The 18104-nt window shown below is 44.9% G+C and carries 15 protein-coding genes and 4 tRNA genes; 1 reads left to right on the forward strand and 18 read right to left on the reverse strand.

Annotation, left to right across the window (positions count from 1 at the left end; genetic code table 11):
• Nucleotides 1–124 precede the first annotated feature (124 nt).
• The 18 genes from A361_RS27015 to A361_RS27105 form a co-directional block, all read right to left on the reverse strand.
• The gene (locus A361_RS27015) at nucleotides 125–1606 is read right to left on the reverse strand and encodes a M23 family metallopeptidase (protein WP_019382838.1); all 1482 of its coding nucleotides are present in this window, start codon (nucleotides 1604–1606) and stop codon (nucleotides 125–127) included.
• A 367-nt stretch (nucleotides 1607–1973) separates the two neighbouring features.
• Nucleotides 1974–2046: transfer RNA gene (locus tag A361_RS27020), tRNA-Phe, on the reverse strand.
• 80 nt (nucleotides 2047–2126) lie between these two features.
• Nucleotides 2127–2203 (reverse strand) — tRNA-Asp (locus A361_RS27025).
• 61 nt (nucleotides 2204–2264) lie between these two features.
• Nucleotides 2265–2336, reverse strand: a tRNA-Glu gene (locus tag A361_RS27030).
• 14 nt (nucleotides 2337–2350) lie between these two features.
• Nucleotides 2351–2426: transfer RNA gene (locus A361_RS27035), tRNA-Lys, on the reverse strand.
• Between the two features lie 577 nt (nucleotides 2427–3003).
• Nucleotides 3004–3207: a hypothetical protein gene (locus A361_RS27040; RefSeq protein ID WP_157380185.1), complete on the reverse strand. Its 204-nt coding sequence runs from the start codon at nucleotides 3205–3207 to the stop codon at nucleotides 3004–3006.
• 103 nt (nucleotides 3208–3310) lie between these two features.
• Nucleotides 3311–4603: an adenylosuccinate synthase gene (locus A361_RS27045; RefSeq protein ID WP_009332456.1), complete on the reverse strand. Its 1293-nt coding sequence runs from the start codon at nucleotides 4601–4603 to the stop codon at nucleotides 3311–3313.
• A 229-nt stretch (nucleotides 4604–4832) separates the two neighbouring features.
• Complete coding sequence (gene dnaB, locus A361_RS27050) at nucleotides 4833–6197, reverse strand: replicative DNA helicase (RefSeq protein WP_009332457.1); 1365 nt, start codon at nucleotides 6195–6197, stop codon at nucleotides 4833–4835.
• 360 nt (nucleotides 6198–6557) lie between these two features.
• Entirely contained in the window at nucleotides 6558–7004 is a 447-nt protein-coding gene (rplI, locus tag A361_RS27055; protein ID WP_009332458.1) for a 50S ribosomal protein L9, read from the reverse strand.
• Nucleotides 7001–8974, reverse strand: a complete 1974-nt coding sequence (locus tag A361_RS27060) for a DHH family phosphoesterase (protein ID WP_009332459.1) — start codon at nucleotides 8972–8974, stop codon at nucleotides 7001–7003. The genes rplI and A361_RS27060 overlap by 4 nt, the downstream gene beginning before the upstream one ends.
• Nucleotides 8975–9005: 31 nt before the next feature.
• A complete protein-coding gene (locus A361_RS27065) occupies nucleotides 9006–9941 on the reverse strand; it encodes a YybS family protein (RefSeq protein ID WP_009332460.1) in 936 nt (311 codons plus the stop codon).
• Nucleotides 9942–10184: 243 nt separating this feature from the next.
• Nucleotides 10185–10424 (reverse strand): 30S ribosomal protein S18, encoded by a 240-nt coding sequence (gene rpsR / locus A361_RS27070; RefSeq protein ID WP_009332461.1) that lies wholly within the window; start codon nucleotides 10422–10424, stop codon nucleotides 10185–10187.
• Nucleotides 10425–10481: 57 nt separating this feature from the next.
• Nucleotides 10482–10991 (reverse strand): single-stranded DNA-binding protein, encoded by a 510-nt coding sequence (gene ssb, locus A361_RS27075; RefSeq protein WP_009332473.1) that lies wholly within the window; start codon nucleotides 10989–10991, stop codon nucleotides 10482–10484.
• A 37-nt stretch (nucleotides 10992–11028) separates the two neighbouring features.
• Nucleotides 11029–11316 (reverse strand): 30S ribosomal protein S6, encoded by a 288-nt coding sequence (gene rpsF / locus A361_RS27080; protein WP_009332474.1) that lies wholly within the window; start codon nucleotides 11314–11316, stop codon nucleotides 11029–11031.
• A 288-nt stretch (nucleotides 11317–11604) separates the two neighbouring features.
• Entirely contained in the window at nucleotides 11605–12705 is a 1101-nt protein-coding gene (gene ychF, locus A361_RS27085) for a redox-regulated ATPase YchF (RefSeq protein ID WP_009332475.1), read from the reverse strand.
• A 379-nt stretch (nucleotides 12706–13084) separates the two neighbouring features.
• Nucleotides 13085–15088 (reverse strand): molybdopterin-dependent oxidoreductase, encoded by a 2004-nt coding sequence (locus A361_RS27095; RefSeq protein ID WP_019382843.1) that lies wholly within the window; start codon nucleotides 15086–15088, stop codon nucleotides 13085–13087.
• 27 nt (nucleotides 15089–15115) lie between these two features.
• A complete protein-coding gene (locus A361_RS27100; RefSeq protein ID WP_009332477.1) occupies nucleotides 15116–15313 on the reverse strand; it encodes a DUF951 domain-containing protein in 198 nt (65 codons plus the stop codon).
• A 2-nt stretch (nucleotides 15314–15315) separates the two neighbouring features.
• Nucleotides 15316–16212 carry a mechanosensitive ion channel family protein gene (locus A361_RS27105; RefSeq protein ID WP_019382844.1) on the reverse strand — a complete coding sequence of 299 codons (897 nt, stop codon included), beginning with the start codon at nucleotides 16210–16212 and terminating at the stop codon, nucleotides 15316–15318.
• A 386-nt stretch (nucleotides 16213–16598) separates the two neighbouring features.
• On the opposite strand from A361_RS27105, the gene yyaC reads away from it, so the two are divergent.
• Nucleotides 16599–17228 (forward strand): spore protease YyaC, encoded by a 630-nt coding sequence (gene yyaC / locus A361_RS27110; protein WP_009332479.1) that lies wholly within the window; start codon nucleotides 16599–16601, stop codon nucleotides 17226–17228.
• The last annotated feature ends 876 nt before the right edge of the window (nucleotides 17229–18104 follow it).

An 18104-nucleotide genomic window follows, 5' to 3' on the forward strand; every position in this document is an offset into this window, starting at 1 on the left:
TTACCATTTTAGCAGTGGGAATTCATCTATTAGTAAAGGCCTGTAAATCTTTGGTGTTGTATTTTTATCTTATTCTTAACTACAAAAGCCTCTAGCATGAAAGCTAGAGACTTTTTAGCAGGAATTATTTATTTATATATTTAAGCGGATTTTGCATTTTTCCGTTTTTGTATACTTCAAAATGCAGGTGGACACCGGTTGAATCCCCAGTGGACCCCATTATACCGATCTTTGAGCCTTTTGAGACAGTTTGGCCAACACTGACACTGATTGAGTCGAGATGGGCATAAACCGTGCGGAAGCCATTATTATGGTCGATGACGATTTTGTTGCCATAGCCGCCGCCATCGTTGCCCGCAGAAACAACCGTTCCATTATCAGCAGCTTTTATCGTCGGGTCGCTAGGTCTTGCAATGTCAATTCCCTTATGCATTTTCCCCCAGCGGTATCCCATTTTACTTGAGATATAGCCCCCGACTGCAGGATAAGCAAGGCTGCCTTCACCGCGGGATGGAATGACCTTGGTTCCCTTGATGACAATTTGTTTCACAGGGTCTTCAAGAACTTTTTCTTCTTTTACTTCTTTTTTGACCGTTTGGCCGTTTTCTTCAGAAATCAGATAGGTTGCAGCGCGTACGCCTTCCTTGCCTTCTTGCTTTACTTTCGTTTCGCCTTTTGGCATGCTGCTGTCTTCGATGACTTCTTGTTCATAATCGATTTTTTCTTTCTTGAAAACTTCCTTATCTGCTATAACTTTTACATATGGTTTGTAGACAGTCACATTTAATTCCTGCCCTGCTTTAATAAGGGAATCTTCCTTTAGTCCGCTGTTAAGCTCAACCAGCTGGTTCATATCAAGATTATGGGCACTGGCAATATTGGTTAGTGCGTCACCTTCTTTAACCTCATATTTCTTTTCCTCAAGGGTTCCCTTTTGAAGAAGCTTCACAGCTTCATCTGCACTGATGATCTGATCCGGTTTCACAGTTGTTTCAGAGATGGATACATCTTCCGTAAAACGGACATCTAAAAGACGTGTTTCATTTTCCTTCAGCTGAGGTAAAGGAGTTTTAGCAGATTCCTTTCTTTCCTCAAGAGCCTTTAAATCTTTCTCTGATACATAGGAAGTTTTGATTTTCTGAAGGGCCGCTTTGGCCTGCTCGTCATTCTCAACGTAAGCCACTTCCTTACCGCCAATGACTAATGCTGCTGCTTCGGCATGTACTTCCATCTTATCTTTTAAGCCATTAACCGCTTCTAATTCATTCACTTCTGAACTTGACTCAAAAACCTGTTCAGGAATGAAAGATAGTTCAGTTGCCAGCCCCAGCTTTAATCCCTTATGGGAACCTTCTGCCTCACTGATCTTTTTATCGGCCATATCTTCGATAACTTTCTTATCCGACACCGTTCCGATATATTCGTCACCCATATAGACATAATAAACCGTCACAAGCTTATCATCATTAGCAGAAGCGGAAACACCGCCTGCAAAAGTTAAAGCCGCCGCTGCAAAACCAGCTGCGATCGTCCTATTTATGGTTTTATTAAAGCTTTTCGCTGTAGATTCTGATGCTGAGGTTACTTTCTTCACCCATTTGAACATGGTTACATCCCCCTAGACTACGGTAACAAAAGACACTTTCATTTAGTGCTATGTAACTACGAATTTGTCAACCTTATTTTTCACAATATTTACTTTACCATACAGCAAAGCAAATAGATTACTAGACTCGGGAATGTAACAAAAATGTATAATAGCTGACATTTTATGACTATTAATGGCAAAGCTTAGAGAGTTTTTTGTCGAAAAGAAGATAGGAAATAATCCCTATTTATAGGGGTTTGTTAGGGGTGCGAAAGAAGATGAGTTTGGGGAGTGCTAAATTACACCGGCCATGCAGCTCCAACATGCTTGTATTACATGAATGTAACAAAAAGGAGCATGCTTGGTTACATACTCCTTTTTGGGATGGCTCAGGACGGAATCGAACCGCCGACACAAGGATTTTCAGTCCTTTGCTCTACCGACTGAGCTACTGAGCCTTATTAAGTTATTTTGCCTAAGCAAAATTTGGCTTCTTCCCGATTTTCCAATCGATTTTAGATGAAGCAGATTATGTAAATGGCGGTCCGGACGGGACTCGAACCCGCGACCTCCTGCGTGACAGGCAGGCATTCTAACCAACTGAACTACCGGACCAAATAATAACCGTCAGCAAGTAAGCTGGGCTTGCCAGCCGTTTGCTGACGGTTATTCGCCATGACCCCTACGGGATTCGAACCCGTGTTACCGCCGTGAAAGGGCGGTGTCTTAACCGCTTGACCAAGGGGCCAAATAAAATATAAATGGTGAGCCATGAAGGACTCGAACCTTCGACCCTCTGATTAAAAGTCAGATGCTCTACCGACTGAGCTAATGGCTCGTACTATAATTGTTGCCTAAAGCCTGATACTGAAAAGTCAGATGTTCCAAAGCCCTGCGTGCTTTGTCACAGATTGCTATTCGGGTGAAGAAATTCACTGATGCTGCAATCTGCTCTACCGACTGAGCTAATGGCTCGTACTAGTGTGTTTCCACGTTGTCACCTTGACGACGCTTTTTATAATATCATAGAGTTTTATAAAAGCGCAATAACTTTTTTTATAAAACTTTCTTTTTAGGAGAAGACTGCGGCAGGATAGGATTAAACCCACGCTACAGCAGCCCGTTGGAGAGGTCCTTTCCCTAAATTAAGAGTTCTTTTCCTTGATATGGATTCTTTTCCCCATTTTTTATCGTTTACTCCTCAAATTTTCAATTCTTTTCCCCAATTTAAACCAGCTGGGGCGGGTTTGGACTCCAGCTCTGATTTCCTCTTCCTCTGTCCGAATGTGCTCCAAGTTGGGACTCATTCCCTCAATTTTCTCCTCTTCCTGTCCGAATCAGCGCCAACTTCGGACTCATTCGCTCGGTTTTCCCTTTCTCCTGTCCGAATCCGTGCCAACTTCGGACTCTTCCCCTCAGATTTCTCCTCTTCCTGTCCGAATCCGTGCCAACTTCGGACTCATTCCCTCAGATTTCTCCTCTTCCTGTCCGAATCCGTGCCAACTTCGGACTCGCCATCTCGGATTTCTCCTTCTCCTGTCCGAATCAGCGTCAACTTCGGACTCACTCGCTCGGATTTCTCCTTCTCCTGTCCGAATCAGCACCAACTTCGGACTCACTCGCTCGGATTTCCCCTCCCCCTGTCCGAATGAACCCAAAATAAAAGCAGCATCCAGAAAAAACAAAAAGCCCTAATTCGCATTAGGGCTTTCCAATCAAGTATTAGTTCTGTCTCCATGGGCTGAGGACTACGTTTGTTTGTGTGCGGTCCGGACCGACTGAGAAGATCGATAATGGAATTCCTGTCAGCTGTGAAACGCGCTCCAGATAGTGGCGGGCATTCGCAGGAAGCTCATCAAGTGATTTGCAGCCTGTGATGTCCTCTGTCCAGCCTGGAAGCTCTTCGTATACAGGCTCACAGTCAGCCAGTACTTTCAAGCTTGCAGGGAATTCTTCGATTACTTCTCCATTATAACGGTATGCTACACAGATTTTTAATGTCTCAATTCCAGTCAATACATCGATGGAGTTAAGAGAAAGGTCTGTAATACCGCTGACACGGCGGGCATGACGGACAACCACGCTGTCGAACCAGCCGACACGGCGGGCACGGCCAGTTGTTGTACCGTATTCACGGCCTACTTCACGGATCTGGCTGCCGATTTCATTATCAAGCTCAGTTGGGAATGGGCCATCTCCTACACGAGTCGTATAGGCCTTAGATACACCAACAACATGCTTGATTTTTGTAGGGCCGACACCAGAACCGATTGTTACGCCGCCAGCCACAGGGTTAGAGGATGTAACGAATGGGTAAGTCCCCTGGTCGATATCAAGCATAACTCCTTGTGCACCTTCGAAAAGCACGCGGCGGCCTTCATCCAATGCGTCATTAAGCACAACAGAAGTGTCGCAGACATAATGCTTAATCTGCTGGCCGTACTCATAGTATTCCTCTAGGATTTCTTCGATTGTGAATCCTTCTGTTTCATAGAAGCGCTCAAGCAGGCGGTTCTTTTCTTCAAGGTTGCGCGCAAGCTTTTCTTCAAACACTTCACGGTCAAGAAGGTCCGCAATGCGGATTCCGTTGCGGGCTGCTTTATCCATGTAAGCAGGGCCGATACCCTTTTTCGTTGTACCAATCTTGTTAGCGCCTTTGCGCTCTTCTTCCACTTCATCAAGCTTCAGGTGATATGGAAGGATGACATGTGCGCGGTTTGAGATGCGCAGGTTGTCTGTTGTAACTCCCTTGTCATGAAGATACGCCAATTCCTTTACAAGCGCTTTTGGATCGACAACCATTCCGTTTCCGATCGTGCAAATTTTATCGCTATAGAATATTCCAGATGGAATTAAATGAAGCTTGTATGTTTCACCATTAAATTTAATTGTGTGTCCTGCATTGTTTCCGCCTTGGTAGCGTGCGATAACTTCTGCATTTTCAGAAAGGAAGTCTGTAATTTTTCCTTTCCCTTCATCTCCCCACTGTGTTCCAACTACTACTACTGATGACATTAAAAAGCACCTCCGGGAATCCCATGGTTTTAAAATTCTATAAATACATTTTTAATTAAGTAACTTTTTTCAACCACTTTAGTTTATCAAGGTGATGTGTGATAGTCAATAAAACACGAACATTTTTAATAAAAATATAAAAATATGTTCGTAAAACCATGAAAATATGAAAATCAGAAATTCCTGGAGCAAGACAATAAAAAAGAGGACATGCAAATGCAGGCCCTCTTTATGCACCAGGCGGCGCAAAGGAATCATCAAAGCGTTTCTCTAAGTTTACGAATTTATTATACTCTTTTACGAAAGCCAGCTGAACGGTTCCAACCGGGCCGTTACGCTGCTTGGCGATAATGATTTCGATGATGTTTTTATCTTCGGATTCTTTGTCATAATAGTCATCTCGGTATAGGAATGCCACGATATCGGCATCCTGCTCAATACTTCCCGATTCACGGATATCTGACATCATCGGGCGCTTATCCTGGCGCTGTTCCACTCCACGGGAAAGCTGGGACAGTGCGATAACAGGGACCTGAAGTTCACGGGCCAATTGCTTAAGGGAACGTGAGATTTCAGATACTTCCTGCTGACGGTTTTCTCCCGAACGACCGCTTCCCAGGATTAATTGCAGGTAGTCGATCAAAATCATGCCAAGCCCATGCTCCTGCTTTAAACGGCGGCACTTAGATCGAATATCTGTGATTCTGACACCTGGGGTATCATCAATAAAAATTCCTGCATTTGATAGGCTTCCCATTGCCATGGTCAGCTTTCCCCAGTCCTCATCCGTCAGGGAGCCGGTACGAAGCCTTTGCGCATCAATATTGCCTTCTGCACAGAGAATACGCATAACAAGCTGTTCGGCACCCATCTCAAGACTGAAGATCGCGACGTTTTCACCGGTTTTCGTTGCCACATTTTGCGCGATATTCAGGGCGAAGGCAGTTTTACCCACGGAAGGGCGGGCACCGACAATGATGAGGTCATTTCGCTGGAAGCCGGCTGTCATCCGATCCAGTTCGGTAAATCCAGTCGCAATCCCTGTAATATCCCCTTTACGGTTATGCATTTCCTCGATATTATCGTAGGTCCGGACGAGAACATCCTTAATATTATGAAAGGCACCGGCGTTTTTGCGCTGTGCTACCTCCATGATATTTTTCTCTGCTTCACCCAGCAGAACTTCTACTTCATCCTCACGTGTATAGCCGTCCTGGGCAATGCCTGTCGCCGTCCGGATCAGCCTTCGAAGCAGTGACTTTTCTTCAACGATCTTTGCATAGTACTCGATATTCGCTGCTGTTGGAACAGAGCCGGCCAATTCACTTAAATAGCTGACGCCTCCGGTATCCTCTAGCAGTTTCGCTGCACTGAGCTCTTCTGTCACGGTCACTAAGTCGACGGCTTTTCCTTGATCGCTCAGCTTCAGCATTACATTGAAAATTTTCTGGTGTGCCGCACGGTAGAAGTCTTCGGGTATCAAGATCTCTGATGCTTGTGTAAGAGAGGAGGGTTCAAGAAAGATTGCCCCAAGCACTGCCTGTTCCGCTTCAATATTTTGAGGCGGGAGCCGATCCGCAAATAAATCACTCATCTGTTCAAACCTCCTAATAAGAAATGCACAAGCGCCTTAGTCACCCCCGCCAAGCACAAGATGCGCCTCACGGAAAGGCGTTCATTGCCTTGGCTTGTGAACACGAGGGCAGGCGCCCCTCCTAAAAGCTAACGCTCTTAGTCGTTTGATGATAATGCTGTCGAAGCGTCCCCTGTGGAGCTGGACAGTTATCTATAAAGCAATACTATATCTATATAAAAATCTCTAAATTTCCCTTTAAAAAATGTGACCAGCCGAAACTGATCACATTTTTAATCAACCCTTTTATTTTAACATGTTTATCGGCAAAAGCCACTTCCAATATTAGTTTATCGCATTCTAACTAATTGCAGTTTCACTTTAAGCTTCTTTTACATGTACGTTTAATGTTGCCGTTACTTCAGTATGAAGCTTGACTGGAACCTTTGTGTATCCGAGCGTGCGGATCGCGTCTTCCATTTCGATTTTGCGCTTATCGATTTTGATGCTGTGCTTCTTTTGAAGTTCTTCTGCAATTTGCTTGCTTGTGATGGAGCCGAAAAGGCGGCCGCCTTCACCTGATTTTGCTGTAAATTCAACCGTCAGCTTTTCAAGTGTTTCTTTTAGTTTTTTTGCTTCAGCCAATTCTTCTTCTGCAAGCTTAGCCTCTTTTTTCTTTTGAGCATTCAGGCTGCTGACATTGGCCTGGTTTGCTTCAACAGCAAGCCCTTGCTTAATTAAAAAGTTATGTGCATAGCCATCTGCTACATTTTTTACTTCGCCTTTTTTGCCCTTGCCTTTAACGTCTTTTAAAAAGATTACTTTCATTCTTTTTTTCTCCCTTCAAAGTATTCATCTATAGCCTCTTTTAATCGGGCCTCAACTTCATCAAGTGTTGCATCGTGAAGCTGTGTGGCAGCGTTAGTTAAGTGCCCGCCGCCTTCAAGGTTTTCCATGATCACCTGGACATTGATATCCCCGAGGGAACGCGCGCTGACCCCTATCATGTTTTCAGAGCGGTTGGAAATGACAAATGAAGCAACCACACCATCCATCGTCAGCAGGGTATCTGCTGTCTGGGCAATCAGAACCTGATCAAATATCTGATCCGGCTGTCCCTTTGCAATCGCAATTCCTTCTCTGTAAAATTGAACGGTTTCAATCAGTTTAGCCCGCTTGATGTAGGTATCTACATCCTCTTTTAAGAACTTTTGAACTAGCACGGTATCTGCACCCTGTCCGCGCAGATAGGAAGCCGCATCAAACGTCCTGGATCCTGTCCGCAGCGAAAAACTCTTCGTATCGACAATAATCCCGGCAAGCAGGGCCGTTGCTTCCAGCATTTCGATTCTGCCGTTTTTCGGCTGATACTCCAGAAGCTCTGTTACCAGTTCTGCTGTGGAAGAGGCATATGGCTCCATATAAACCAGCAGAGGATTATGGATAAACTCCTCCGCGCGGCGGTGATGGTCGATGACGACAACATGTTCAATTTTATGAAGCAGCTTTTCTTCAATCACCATGGATGGCTTGTGGGTATCAACGACCACGAGCAGGGTATCGTCTGTTGCAATCTCCATCGCCTGTTCCGGGGTAATGAATTTAGAAAAGAGCTCTTCATTCTTTTCAATTTCCTTCATCATTCTTCTGACACCAGTATCGAGTTCATTGAAATTTACAACCACATAGCCTTCACGCTGATTCAGGCGAGCCACTTTCTGAATACCGATGGCCGCTCCAATCGCATCCATATCCGGGCTTTTGTGGCCCATGATAATCACTTTATCGCTTTCGGAAATCAATTCCTTCAGCGCATGGGAAATCACGCGTGCACGGACCCGGGTTCTTTTTTCAACAGGATTGGTTTTTCCCCCGAAGAATTTAACCTTCCCGTTCGTCTGTTTGATGGCTACCTGGTCTCCGCCGCGGCCTAATGCCAGGTCTAAGCTGGACTGGGCCAGCGAACCGAGTTCAGGAAGGGAAGAAACCCCTGTTCCGACGCCCACGCTTAATGTTAATGGAACGTTTTGCTTGGAAGTGGTCTCCCGGACATCATCGAGAATCGTGAACTTTCCTTTTTCCAGAAGCTGCAGAATATGTTCATTAAATACAGCGATAAACCGCTCAGACGAGACTCTCTTCAAGAAGACCCCATTGTCCTGTGCCCACTTATTCAATATTTGGGTCACCAGGCTATTGAGGCTGCTTTTTGTCTGGTCATCCATCCCCTGAGTCAGTTCATCATAATTATCAAGGAAAATAATGGCGATAACCGTCCGTTCTTCCTGATACATTTTTTCAATTTCGGTCTGTTCCGTGACATCAAAAAAGTATAATAAGCGCTCTTCCGGTTTATGGATCACCCGGAATTTGCGGTCATGAAGGGTAATGATTTCGGTTTCCACTTCTTGTTTGATCAGCGGAACAAGCGAATCCGCGACATCATAAAGCGATCTTCCGACTAGCGTATCTTCATCGAAGCAGGATGCTAAAAAGGGATTGGTCCATTCAATGTAATAATCATCATTAATGAGCATGATCCCGATCGGCATTTCCATCAGAGCTTCTTCGCCGACTTTTTTCACCCTGTAGGAAAGTGTCGAGATGTATTCTTCCGTCTCCTTCCGATGCTTCTGAATCAGCTGAAAAAGATAGTAGAAAGGAAGGATGACAAGAAACAGCCCAATTAGTGCAAAAAGCCAATTGTAGTACGCCAATATACCGAGAAGCACCACTGTTATGCCCATCAATCCAAAAATCGGATAGCGTATGGACCGCTTTTCTAAATACGAAGGCATGTTTTCAGCTCCTAAACAGTAGTGTTGTTCATCACTTTTTTCCTAATCTTTGCCTTAAATCGAATCCTAAGTCAATTATACCTAATATCCTCACAATATAAAGGAGAAATGGCATAAGAAATGTAAATACAGCGGCCAGAACCGGCACAGCTTTCGGCCACCCCTTTAAATGGCTGAAAAAGAAAATCAGGGACAGGCCTTGAATGACCATGAAAATCTGCAGAATGAATGCAATATTTACAAGCGCCATAAACCAGTAGCTTCCTTCTGACGGATTAAAAAGGAAAGAAGCTATAATTGTAATGAGATAGTACCATAATATGCTTTTCGGCAGGCTCATTTCCCTGAACGGCTTCCAGCTTTCAACCTTAATGCCGAATCTTTTGGCAATCGGAAAGGAGACAAGCTGGATGACAAAAACGGAAATAACCGATGTCATGACGAATAAGCTTGGCGTCAGCGTCTCAATCATTTTCAGGCCTTCTGTAAATTGCTCGACTGCTTTATCCGCATTCTGGCCAAAGCCTTCAAGCACTCCTTCTGAAATTTGGATGGACTCCTCCATCATATCGATGCCTTCTTGAATAATATTTATATTAAAAAGAGCAACTGCCGCCGCATACAGGATCAGCAGGGCTGCAAGGAATACAAGGGTGCCCGCAATAAAGGAAGGCATCCGTCCTTTCTTTTCACTTATAAAAATGCCAATTACCGTCCCGGTCAGTCCAAATGTCAGCACAAGCGGCAGAGCCATAAACGAACCGATAATCAGAGAAAGCAGGATGCCTCCCGTTAGAAATACGATTGCATACATCCGGTTATTTTTTGCTGCAAACATAATAAACGGAAGAGCCAGGAAGAAAACCGAAATGGTACCGAGAAACGGCACATAGAGCGAAATCAGAAGAAGCACTGCAAAAACAGCCAGAAGCACTGCACCCTCTGTTAATTTATGTACATTATTCATTGATACACCCCTCAAACTGTGTATCCAAAAAGGGGGAAATCATTTTCCCTGCTTTTTGAACCATTCCAAATAAAACAACTCATAAAGTCTATTGTAGCTAGTATTAAATGCAGGTTCAACCTTCGTGATTTCAGAAGAGGGAATGCCGGCTTTTTCATCAGGTTTGCACTTTAATACAATCCTGCATTAAAGAAGAAAGCATAATAAAAAAAGACGCCGGATACCAGCGTCTTTTCATATTTATTATTCACCTGAAACGTATGGCAGTAATGCCATTTGGCGCGCACGCTTAATAGCAATCGTTAATTTACGTTGGTATTTAGCGTTAGTGCCAGTTACACGACGTGGTAAAATCTTACCGCGCTCAGAGATGAATTTTTTTAGAAGATCCACATCTTTGTAGTCGATGTGAGTGATTCCGTTTGCAGTGAAAAAGCAAACCTTACGACGTTTAGCACGTCCTCCTCTGCGTCCTCCAGCCATGGTCAGTTACCTCCTTTAGCTTTTTGATTATATATTTCCGTTCATAATCAGGCACTATTAGAATGGCAGGTCGTCATCGGAAATGTCGATTTGGCCGTCATTTGCGAATGGGTCCTGATCCACGCGAGTATAGCCGCCCTGATTACGATTATCCTGGCGTTGATTCTGATTGCTGTTATTTCCAAATGGGAAATCCTGATCTCTTGGACCGCCGTAGTTCGGATTGCCTCCCTGGCCGCCAGAACTATTCTTAGGCTCAAGGAATTGCACACTCTCAGCCTGGACTTCTGTCACGTAAACACGCTTTCCATCCTGGCCTTCATAGCTGCGGGACTGAATCCGGCCATCTACACCTGCAAGACTTCCTTTTTTAAGGAAATTCGCTACGTTTTCAGCTGGCTTTCTCCATACCACACAGTTGATAAAGTCTGCCTCCCGTTCACCTTGCTGATTCGTAAAAGTACGATTCACGGCAAGAGTGAATGAAGCGACAGGAACTCCGTTCGGGGTATACCGCAAATCAGGATCCTTTGTCAAACGTCCGACAAGAACAACACGGTTCATCATCAGAATCAACTCCTCTCGGTAAAAATGGCTTTATCTATTATTTTTCGTCTTTAACAACGATGTAACGGATGATGTCTTCGCTGATTTTAGCTAGACGAGTGAACTCGTCAACTGCTTTTGCTTCAGCATTAACGTTCATTAGCTGGTAGTAGCCATCGCGGAAATCATTGATTTCGTATGCAAGGCGACGCTTACCCCAATCCTTTGATTCAGAAACCTCCGCACCATTGTCAGTTAAGATTGTGTTGAAACGCTCAACTAGGGCTTTTTTAGCCTCATCTTCAATGTTTGGGCGGATGATGTACATAACTTCGTACTTTCTCATCACTTTCACCTCCTTTTGGTCTAACGGCCCTTCAAAAGGGCAAGGAGCAATATATTCATTACTCACAAGTTGAAATTATAGCACATTAATTATGCAAAAGCAATATCACTGGAGTTAATTGCTAGATGGAAGTTTATTTGAGAGAGGATTTCTTTTCGAGCTTTAATTCTGAAGGTCGATTTCGCTGCAGCAGAGATGACCGGCTGCTTTATCGGTCACCGCGCTTGAAACCAACATCATACTGTTGCATAGAAAAAAAAGAACCCCTAAATAGAGGTTCTCAGTAAATTAAACGTTAAAGCGGAAGTGCATGACATCTCCGTCTTTAACAATATATTCTTTTCCTTCAAGGCGGACTTTTCCTGCTTCTTTGGCAGCTGTCATGTTGCCTGCAGCCACAAGGTCTTCATAGGAAACCGTTTCTGCACGGATGAAGCCTTTTTCAAAGTCTGAGTGAATAACTCCCGCACACTGGGGAGCCTTCATGCCTTTACGGAATGTCCAGGCGCGGACTTCCTGTACGCCGGCTGTGAAGTAAGTTGCAAGTCCAAGAAGATTGTAGGCTGCTCTAATCAGCTGATCAAGGCCTGATTCTTCGATGCCAAGCTCCTGAAGGAACATTTCTTTTTCTTCCCCATCAAGCTCCGCAATTTCAGATTCAATTTTTGCACAGATGACAATTACTTCCGCATTATCCTTTGCAGCAAATTCTTTAACCTGCTGCACATATTCGTTTGAAGAAGGATCAGCTACATCATCTTCGCTAACATTCGCCACGTAAAGCACAGGTTTAATTGTCAGCAGATGAAGACCTTTTACAAGCTTCATTTGTTCCTCTGTAAACTCAACTGTACGCGCCGGTTTGTCTGCTTCAAACGCTTCTTTTAATTTTTCCAGAATTTCAAGCTCAAACACAGAATCTTTATCTTTCTGCTTTGCCAGCTTGCTCACGCGGCCAATTCGCTTTTCAACCGATTCCAGGTCAGCCAGAATCAATTCCAGGTTGATGACTTCAATATCGTCGATTGGATCAACTTTCCCTGCAACGTGTGTAATATTGTCATCCGCAAAACAGCGGACAACCTGGCAGATGGCATCTACTTCACGAATATGAGACAGGAACTTATTCCCAAGACCTTCCCCTTTGCTCGCACCCTTTACGATGCCGGCAATATCCGTAAATTCGAAAGCCGTTGGCACAGTCTTTTTCGGCTGAACCAATTCAGTTAATTTATTCAAACGGTGATCAGGCACTTCAACAATTCCCACATTCGGATCAATTGTACAGAACGGATAGTTCGCAGACTCCGCTCCTGCCTGGGTAATTGCATTAAACAACGTAGACTTTCCGACGTTCGGCAAACCTACAATACCAGCTGTTAAAGCCATCCAAGTCACTCCTCAACTTTATTCATCATAAGAAAAGCGCAAGCGCCTTGGTTCCAAAGGAACGCAGACTAAGAACGCCACGTCCTGTGGCAACGTCTGCATGACCCACATCCTGTGGGCCCCAAGCACAAGACGAACCTAACGGAAAGGTGTTCTTTACCTTTCTGGGAGGTTTGGCTTGTGACCTCGAGGGGGTAGGCGCTGGAGCTAGACAGTTATCGAAATTCAAAGTTATGATTCTTATGTTTAAAAAAATACGATTGTTTCTCATTTAAACAAGCCTCTAACAATTATAGATAGTTGCCGTTGAAATGTAAAGAAAAGGTGACAGGCACCTATACCACTTTGCTGAACTGGTATAGGTGCCTGTCACCCAATTTTATATCTTCTCAATATTAACAAGGCAGTCGTACAAAGTGCTTCCAAGGCCATTGTCCGATTCGCGGCTGGAAGTAAGATTATTGACGGGACCGCCAAATTTTGACCAAATGCCCTCATCAATATTGATGGTATCCGGATGGGCTTTTTTCATTATATGGACAAAGCCCTTCATTTCCCCTCGGTCATTCCACACTTTGACATAATCGTTCTCCTGCAGGCCAAGCTTCTCAGCAATATTGTCGGCAATTTCCACCTTTGCCTTTGGCTCAGGCTTCAAAAGGTGATAATGCTGCGAATGATTGGAGCGAAGAGGATGAATCGTCAGCAGTGTATAAGGAAACTGATTGGCACGCTCCTTGTCCGTCCACTTGGTTTCCCGGGGAAGAGCGAGTGTCAGCCTGCTTTCGGAACCCTTTCGGAACGCCGCAGCAGAGGTGAATTCATACTTGCCGCTTGGCGTTTTGAACTGCCGGTCTGCCCAGGGCACCGTATCAACCGGGAGTTCCTTATGGTGGGAATTCCTTAAGCTATCCAATGTGATCCCATGCTCACTTAGTGAACCGAGGCCCATGCTGATAAACTCTTCTCTTGTAAAATCGAAATCGGCTCCGAATCCAAGACGCTTAGAAAGCTCAGTCCAAACCCATAAATCAGTCTTCGCTTCCCCTGGCGGTTCAACCAGCTTCGGACCATGATTGACAAAGTGATGGTACATGGAAGAGTAATAAACATCTTCCTGTTCAAAAACTGTGGTAACCGGAAGCACATAATCAGCCATTTTGGCCGTATCTGTCATAAACTGATCCATCACGACGACTGTCTCAACAGATGCAAAAGCCTCGCGTACCCTTGATGAGTCAGGGACCTGAGTTAAAGGGTTTCCACACGTAACGAAAATCATGTTAATCTCAGGGTCTTTTGCTGTTAATATTCCCTCTGCCTGCCGCATCATCGTAAATTGCCTGAAAGCCGTTTTCCGTTCAGGGAGGGTGAGGGCTGCCCCATCAAAGCTTTGCCCAACCTGCCTGTTGGCATAGTTTGCGCCTCCGCCCGGGATGCCAATATTTCCGCTCACAGCAATTAAAGCATCCATCAGCCGGATCGTGTTTCCGCCGTTTTCGTAGCGCTGCATGCCCAGGCCAAAGAAAGTGGAAACGGGGCGGTCCCCATAGACCATCGCAAGCTCGGTCATCACCTCTGCAGGCACTTCCGTTTTTTCTGCCACTTCCTCAAGTGTCACACTGCTCAGCAGTTCATTCAGGTCTTCAAAGCCAATAGAATACTTATCTATGAAACTTCTATCTTCTGCGCCCAGACGGAGCATTTCCTTCATGATGCCGGCCGCAAGCCATCCATCCATTCCCGGCTTGATGGAAAAATAGCGGTCCGCTATTTTAGCCGTCGCATTAAAAATCGGATCAATTACATACAGCTTGGCACCTTGCTTCTTTGCTTCCTGCAACTTTTGATACAGGTGCATATTGGTGCGCGCGACATTTCTGCCCCAGACAACAATATGTTTGCTGTTTAAAATATCTTCAGGCCCGTGGCTATACGCATCTCCGAAATCCCAGCTCTGAGCCTCGATGCCGGCTCCCCAGCAGATGGATCCCGTCAGCTCAGTCACTCCGCCATAGCAGTTAAAAAAGCGCTGACCTAGGTTCGTCAGCAAGCCTCCATTGGCATAATCATGGCTGTGCAGGACCGAAGTGGTCCCAGCTGTTTCTTTTAGCTCTTTCATTTTCAGGGAAATATCGTGCAAAGCCTGCTCCCATGAAACTCGCACAAATTCTCCATCCACCTTCTTTATCGGATGAAGCAGGCGCTCCGGAGAATTGGTCCTGCTTTCAAGCATTCTGCCGCGGCCGCAAATTTTCCCCTTTGTTATTGGATGGTCCTGATCACCATCTACCTTTGTCACCTTACCGTCTTCAACTGTTACATGTAAGCCGCAGCTGTCCCAGCAGTTAAGGGGACAGGCTGACTTGAATGTATCCGCCAAAACCCTCATCTCCCCGTATTTATCTATTTACCCCTCATGCTTAACAAGAATCTTCTTCATTTTGCGGGCGAATTCCCTTCTTGGAATCATCACGCTGTGGCCGCAGCCTTCGCACTTAATGCGGATATCTGCTCCCATTCGGATGATTTTCCATTTGTTAACCCCGCATGGATGAGGCTTTTTCATTTCCACCACATCGTGTAGATCAAATTCCTTTTGCTCCATATTTATCCCTCCGCATTCAGTTTAGGATTTTCCTTTGCCTGATCATTCCGTGTATACATAACAAGTCGCGGGAACGGAATTTCAATGCCATGCTCATCTAAACAAAGCTTAATTTCTTTCCGCAGCTGCCGTGCAATATAAAAGTGCCTCATTGGCAGCGTTTCTGAAACCACGCGCAGCACCACATCAGAAGCAGCCAGATTTTGGATGCCGAGAATTTCCGGCGGCTTGATCATATCCTCATATTTGCCCGGCAGCTTTTCGAATAATTCCTGAAGAACTCTTTCAGCTTTCACAATATCGCCTTCATAAGCAATGCTGACATCCACAAAGGCAACGCTGTTATTTATGGAAAAATTAGTGACCTGCATAATGCTTCCGTTCGGAAGGATATGAACTTCACCTGTCCAGTTTTTAATCTTTGTTGTCCGCAATCCGATTTCTTCTACCGTTCCTTCAAATTGATCAATCCGGATATAATCCCCCACCGAGAACTGGTCTTCAAAAATGATGAAAAACCCGGTGATGATATCCTTTACAAGACTTTGTGCCCCAAACCCAACAGCCAGCCCGACGATTCCGGCACCGGCCAAAAGGGCTTTTACATCAATCGTCAGCACCGATAATATCATGATCGCCGCAACGAAAAACACCACATACGTAAGCATATTCTCAAGCAGCTTCAGAAGGGTAGCTTCCCTGCGCTCTGAGATTCGGAGCCTTGACGGTGCCCTCACTTTAAAAATATTGCGGATCGCCAGCTTGCCAATCCTGATCAGGATGCTCGTAACGATCAGAATCGCAAAAATTTTAAAGATGCCTTCTCCGATATTTATCCATGTCTGTTCATTAGAAACCTTATCTATCATACTGTTAATCATTTTTTCAATAGGACTCATGATTTCACCTGCTTTACTTTAGTGAAAATATAGAAAAGCGGAAGGGCCCGCTTATCGGCTTATGACCTCGAGTCCCTAGGAGCCAAAACTAGACAAGCTTAGACCCGAGAGCCGATGGCGCCTGGAGCTAGACAGTTATCGCCTTCAAAATTACAATCCTTTACTTTGTATGAAATTATACTGCATCTTGCCTCTCAGTGCGAACCCCTCTGTAAAACAAAACAATTTTATCAATTTTTCTCATGATTTTACAGTTTAAAACTCGATTGTTTAACGATTAAATAATACAGGTATGTATAGATTACACAAAATTTCCGTATACTGTTAAAAACGTATAAATACTTGTATTTCGGGCATGGCAAGGAATAAAGAGGGAGTGGACCTATATGAACTTCAAACCAAACTTGTTTGACAAAAAAGGCGGGGCTTCTGCCAGAATCTCGCATGAAGAAACAAACTCTGCTGAAAAATTGGCTGCTGAACTAAAGAATATTCTTCCTGCGGGCATCAGCTGCCGTCCCATCGTTTTTGTCTGCATTGGCACAGACCGCTCTACAGGCGATTCATTAGGTCCGCTGGTCGGCACACTCCTCGAGGAAAAATCCATTTCATCATTCCATGTATACGGAACACTGGAGGACCCAATCCATGCCGTAAACCTGGAAGAAAAACTGAGCGAAATCAAAAAGAAACATTTTAATCCCTTTATCATCGGGATCGACGCCTGCCTGGGCCGCTTAAAAAGCGTCGGTGTCATCCAAATCGGAGAAGGGCCCGTCAAGCCTGGCGCCGGAGTCAATAAAGACCTGCCGGAAGTAGGGGACATGCACATAACCGGCATCGTCAACGTCAGCGGATTTATGGAATTCTTCGTCCTCCAGAACACAAGACTCAACCTCGTCCTGAAAATGGCCAAAACCATCGCAGGCGGCATCTATGAAGCAAGCCTGACCCACCAGACTGCACCAGCTTGGCCTGCATTCAAGTGGGAACTAAACCGTGAACAAACACCTTAATGAATAGGAAAACCGCAGGGGAATTGGGCCTGCGGCTTTTTTGGTTAGCTGGGGATGGGAGGGGTGGCATTGCGCTGTTCTGACAGGGTTTCGTTCGATGAGTTTATGCGCTGTATGTAGATATTTAGTGCTCCCAATCTGGTTTATGCGCCGCTTTCTCTTCTTTTCGCGCTCTTATTACAGATTTTCGCGCTGATTCGGTAAGTTTATGCGCTAGCTGGAGATACTTTTGCGCTCTCACCCTGTTTATGTGCCGTTCTACCGCCTTTTCGCGCTCTTATTACAGATTTTCGCGCTGTTTCGGTTTTTTTATGCGCTATCTGAAGATACTTTTGCGCTCTCACCCTGTTTATGTGCCGTTCTACCGCCTTTTCGCGCTCTTATTACAGATTTTCGCGCTGTTTCGGTTTTTTTATGCGCTATCTGAAGATACTTTTGCGCTCTCACCCGGTTAGGCGCCGTTCTACCATCTTTTCGCGCACTTTTTACAGGTTTTCGCACTGATTCGGTTTTTTATGCGCTATCTGAAGATGCTTTTGCGCTCTCACCCGGTTTATGCGTCGTTCTACCATCTTTTCGCACTCTTTTTACAGGTTTTCGCACTGATTCGGCTAGTTTATGCGCTATCTGAAGATACTTTTGCGCTCTCACCCGGTTTAAGCGCCGTTCTACTATCTTTTCGCGCTCTTATTATAGTTTTTTGCGCCGATTCGGTAAGTTTAAAGCGCTATCTAGAAATTACTTTTGCGCTCTCACCCTGTTTAGGCGCCGTTCTACCATCTTTTCGCGCTCTTATTATAGTTTTTCGCGCTGATTCGGTAAGTTTTTGCGCATCTTAAATTACTTTTGCGCTCTCACCCGGTTTAGGCGCCGTTC

The organism is Cytobacillus oceanisediminis 2691 (assembly GCF_000294775.2).
GTDB lineage: Bacteria > Bacillota > Bacilli > Bacillales > Cytobacillaceae > Cytobacillus > Cytobacillus pseudoceanisediminis.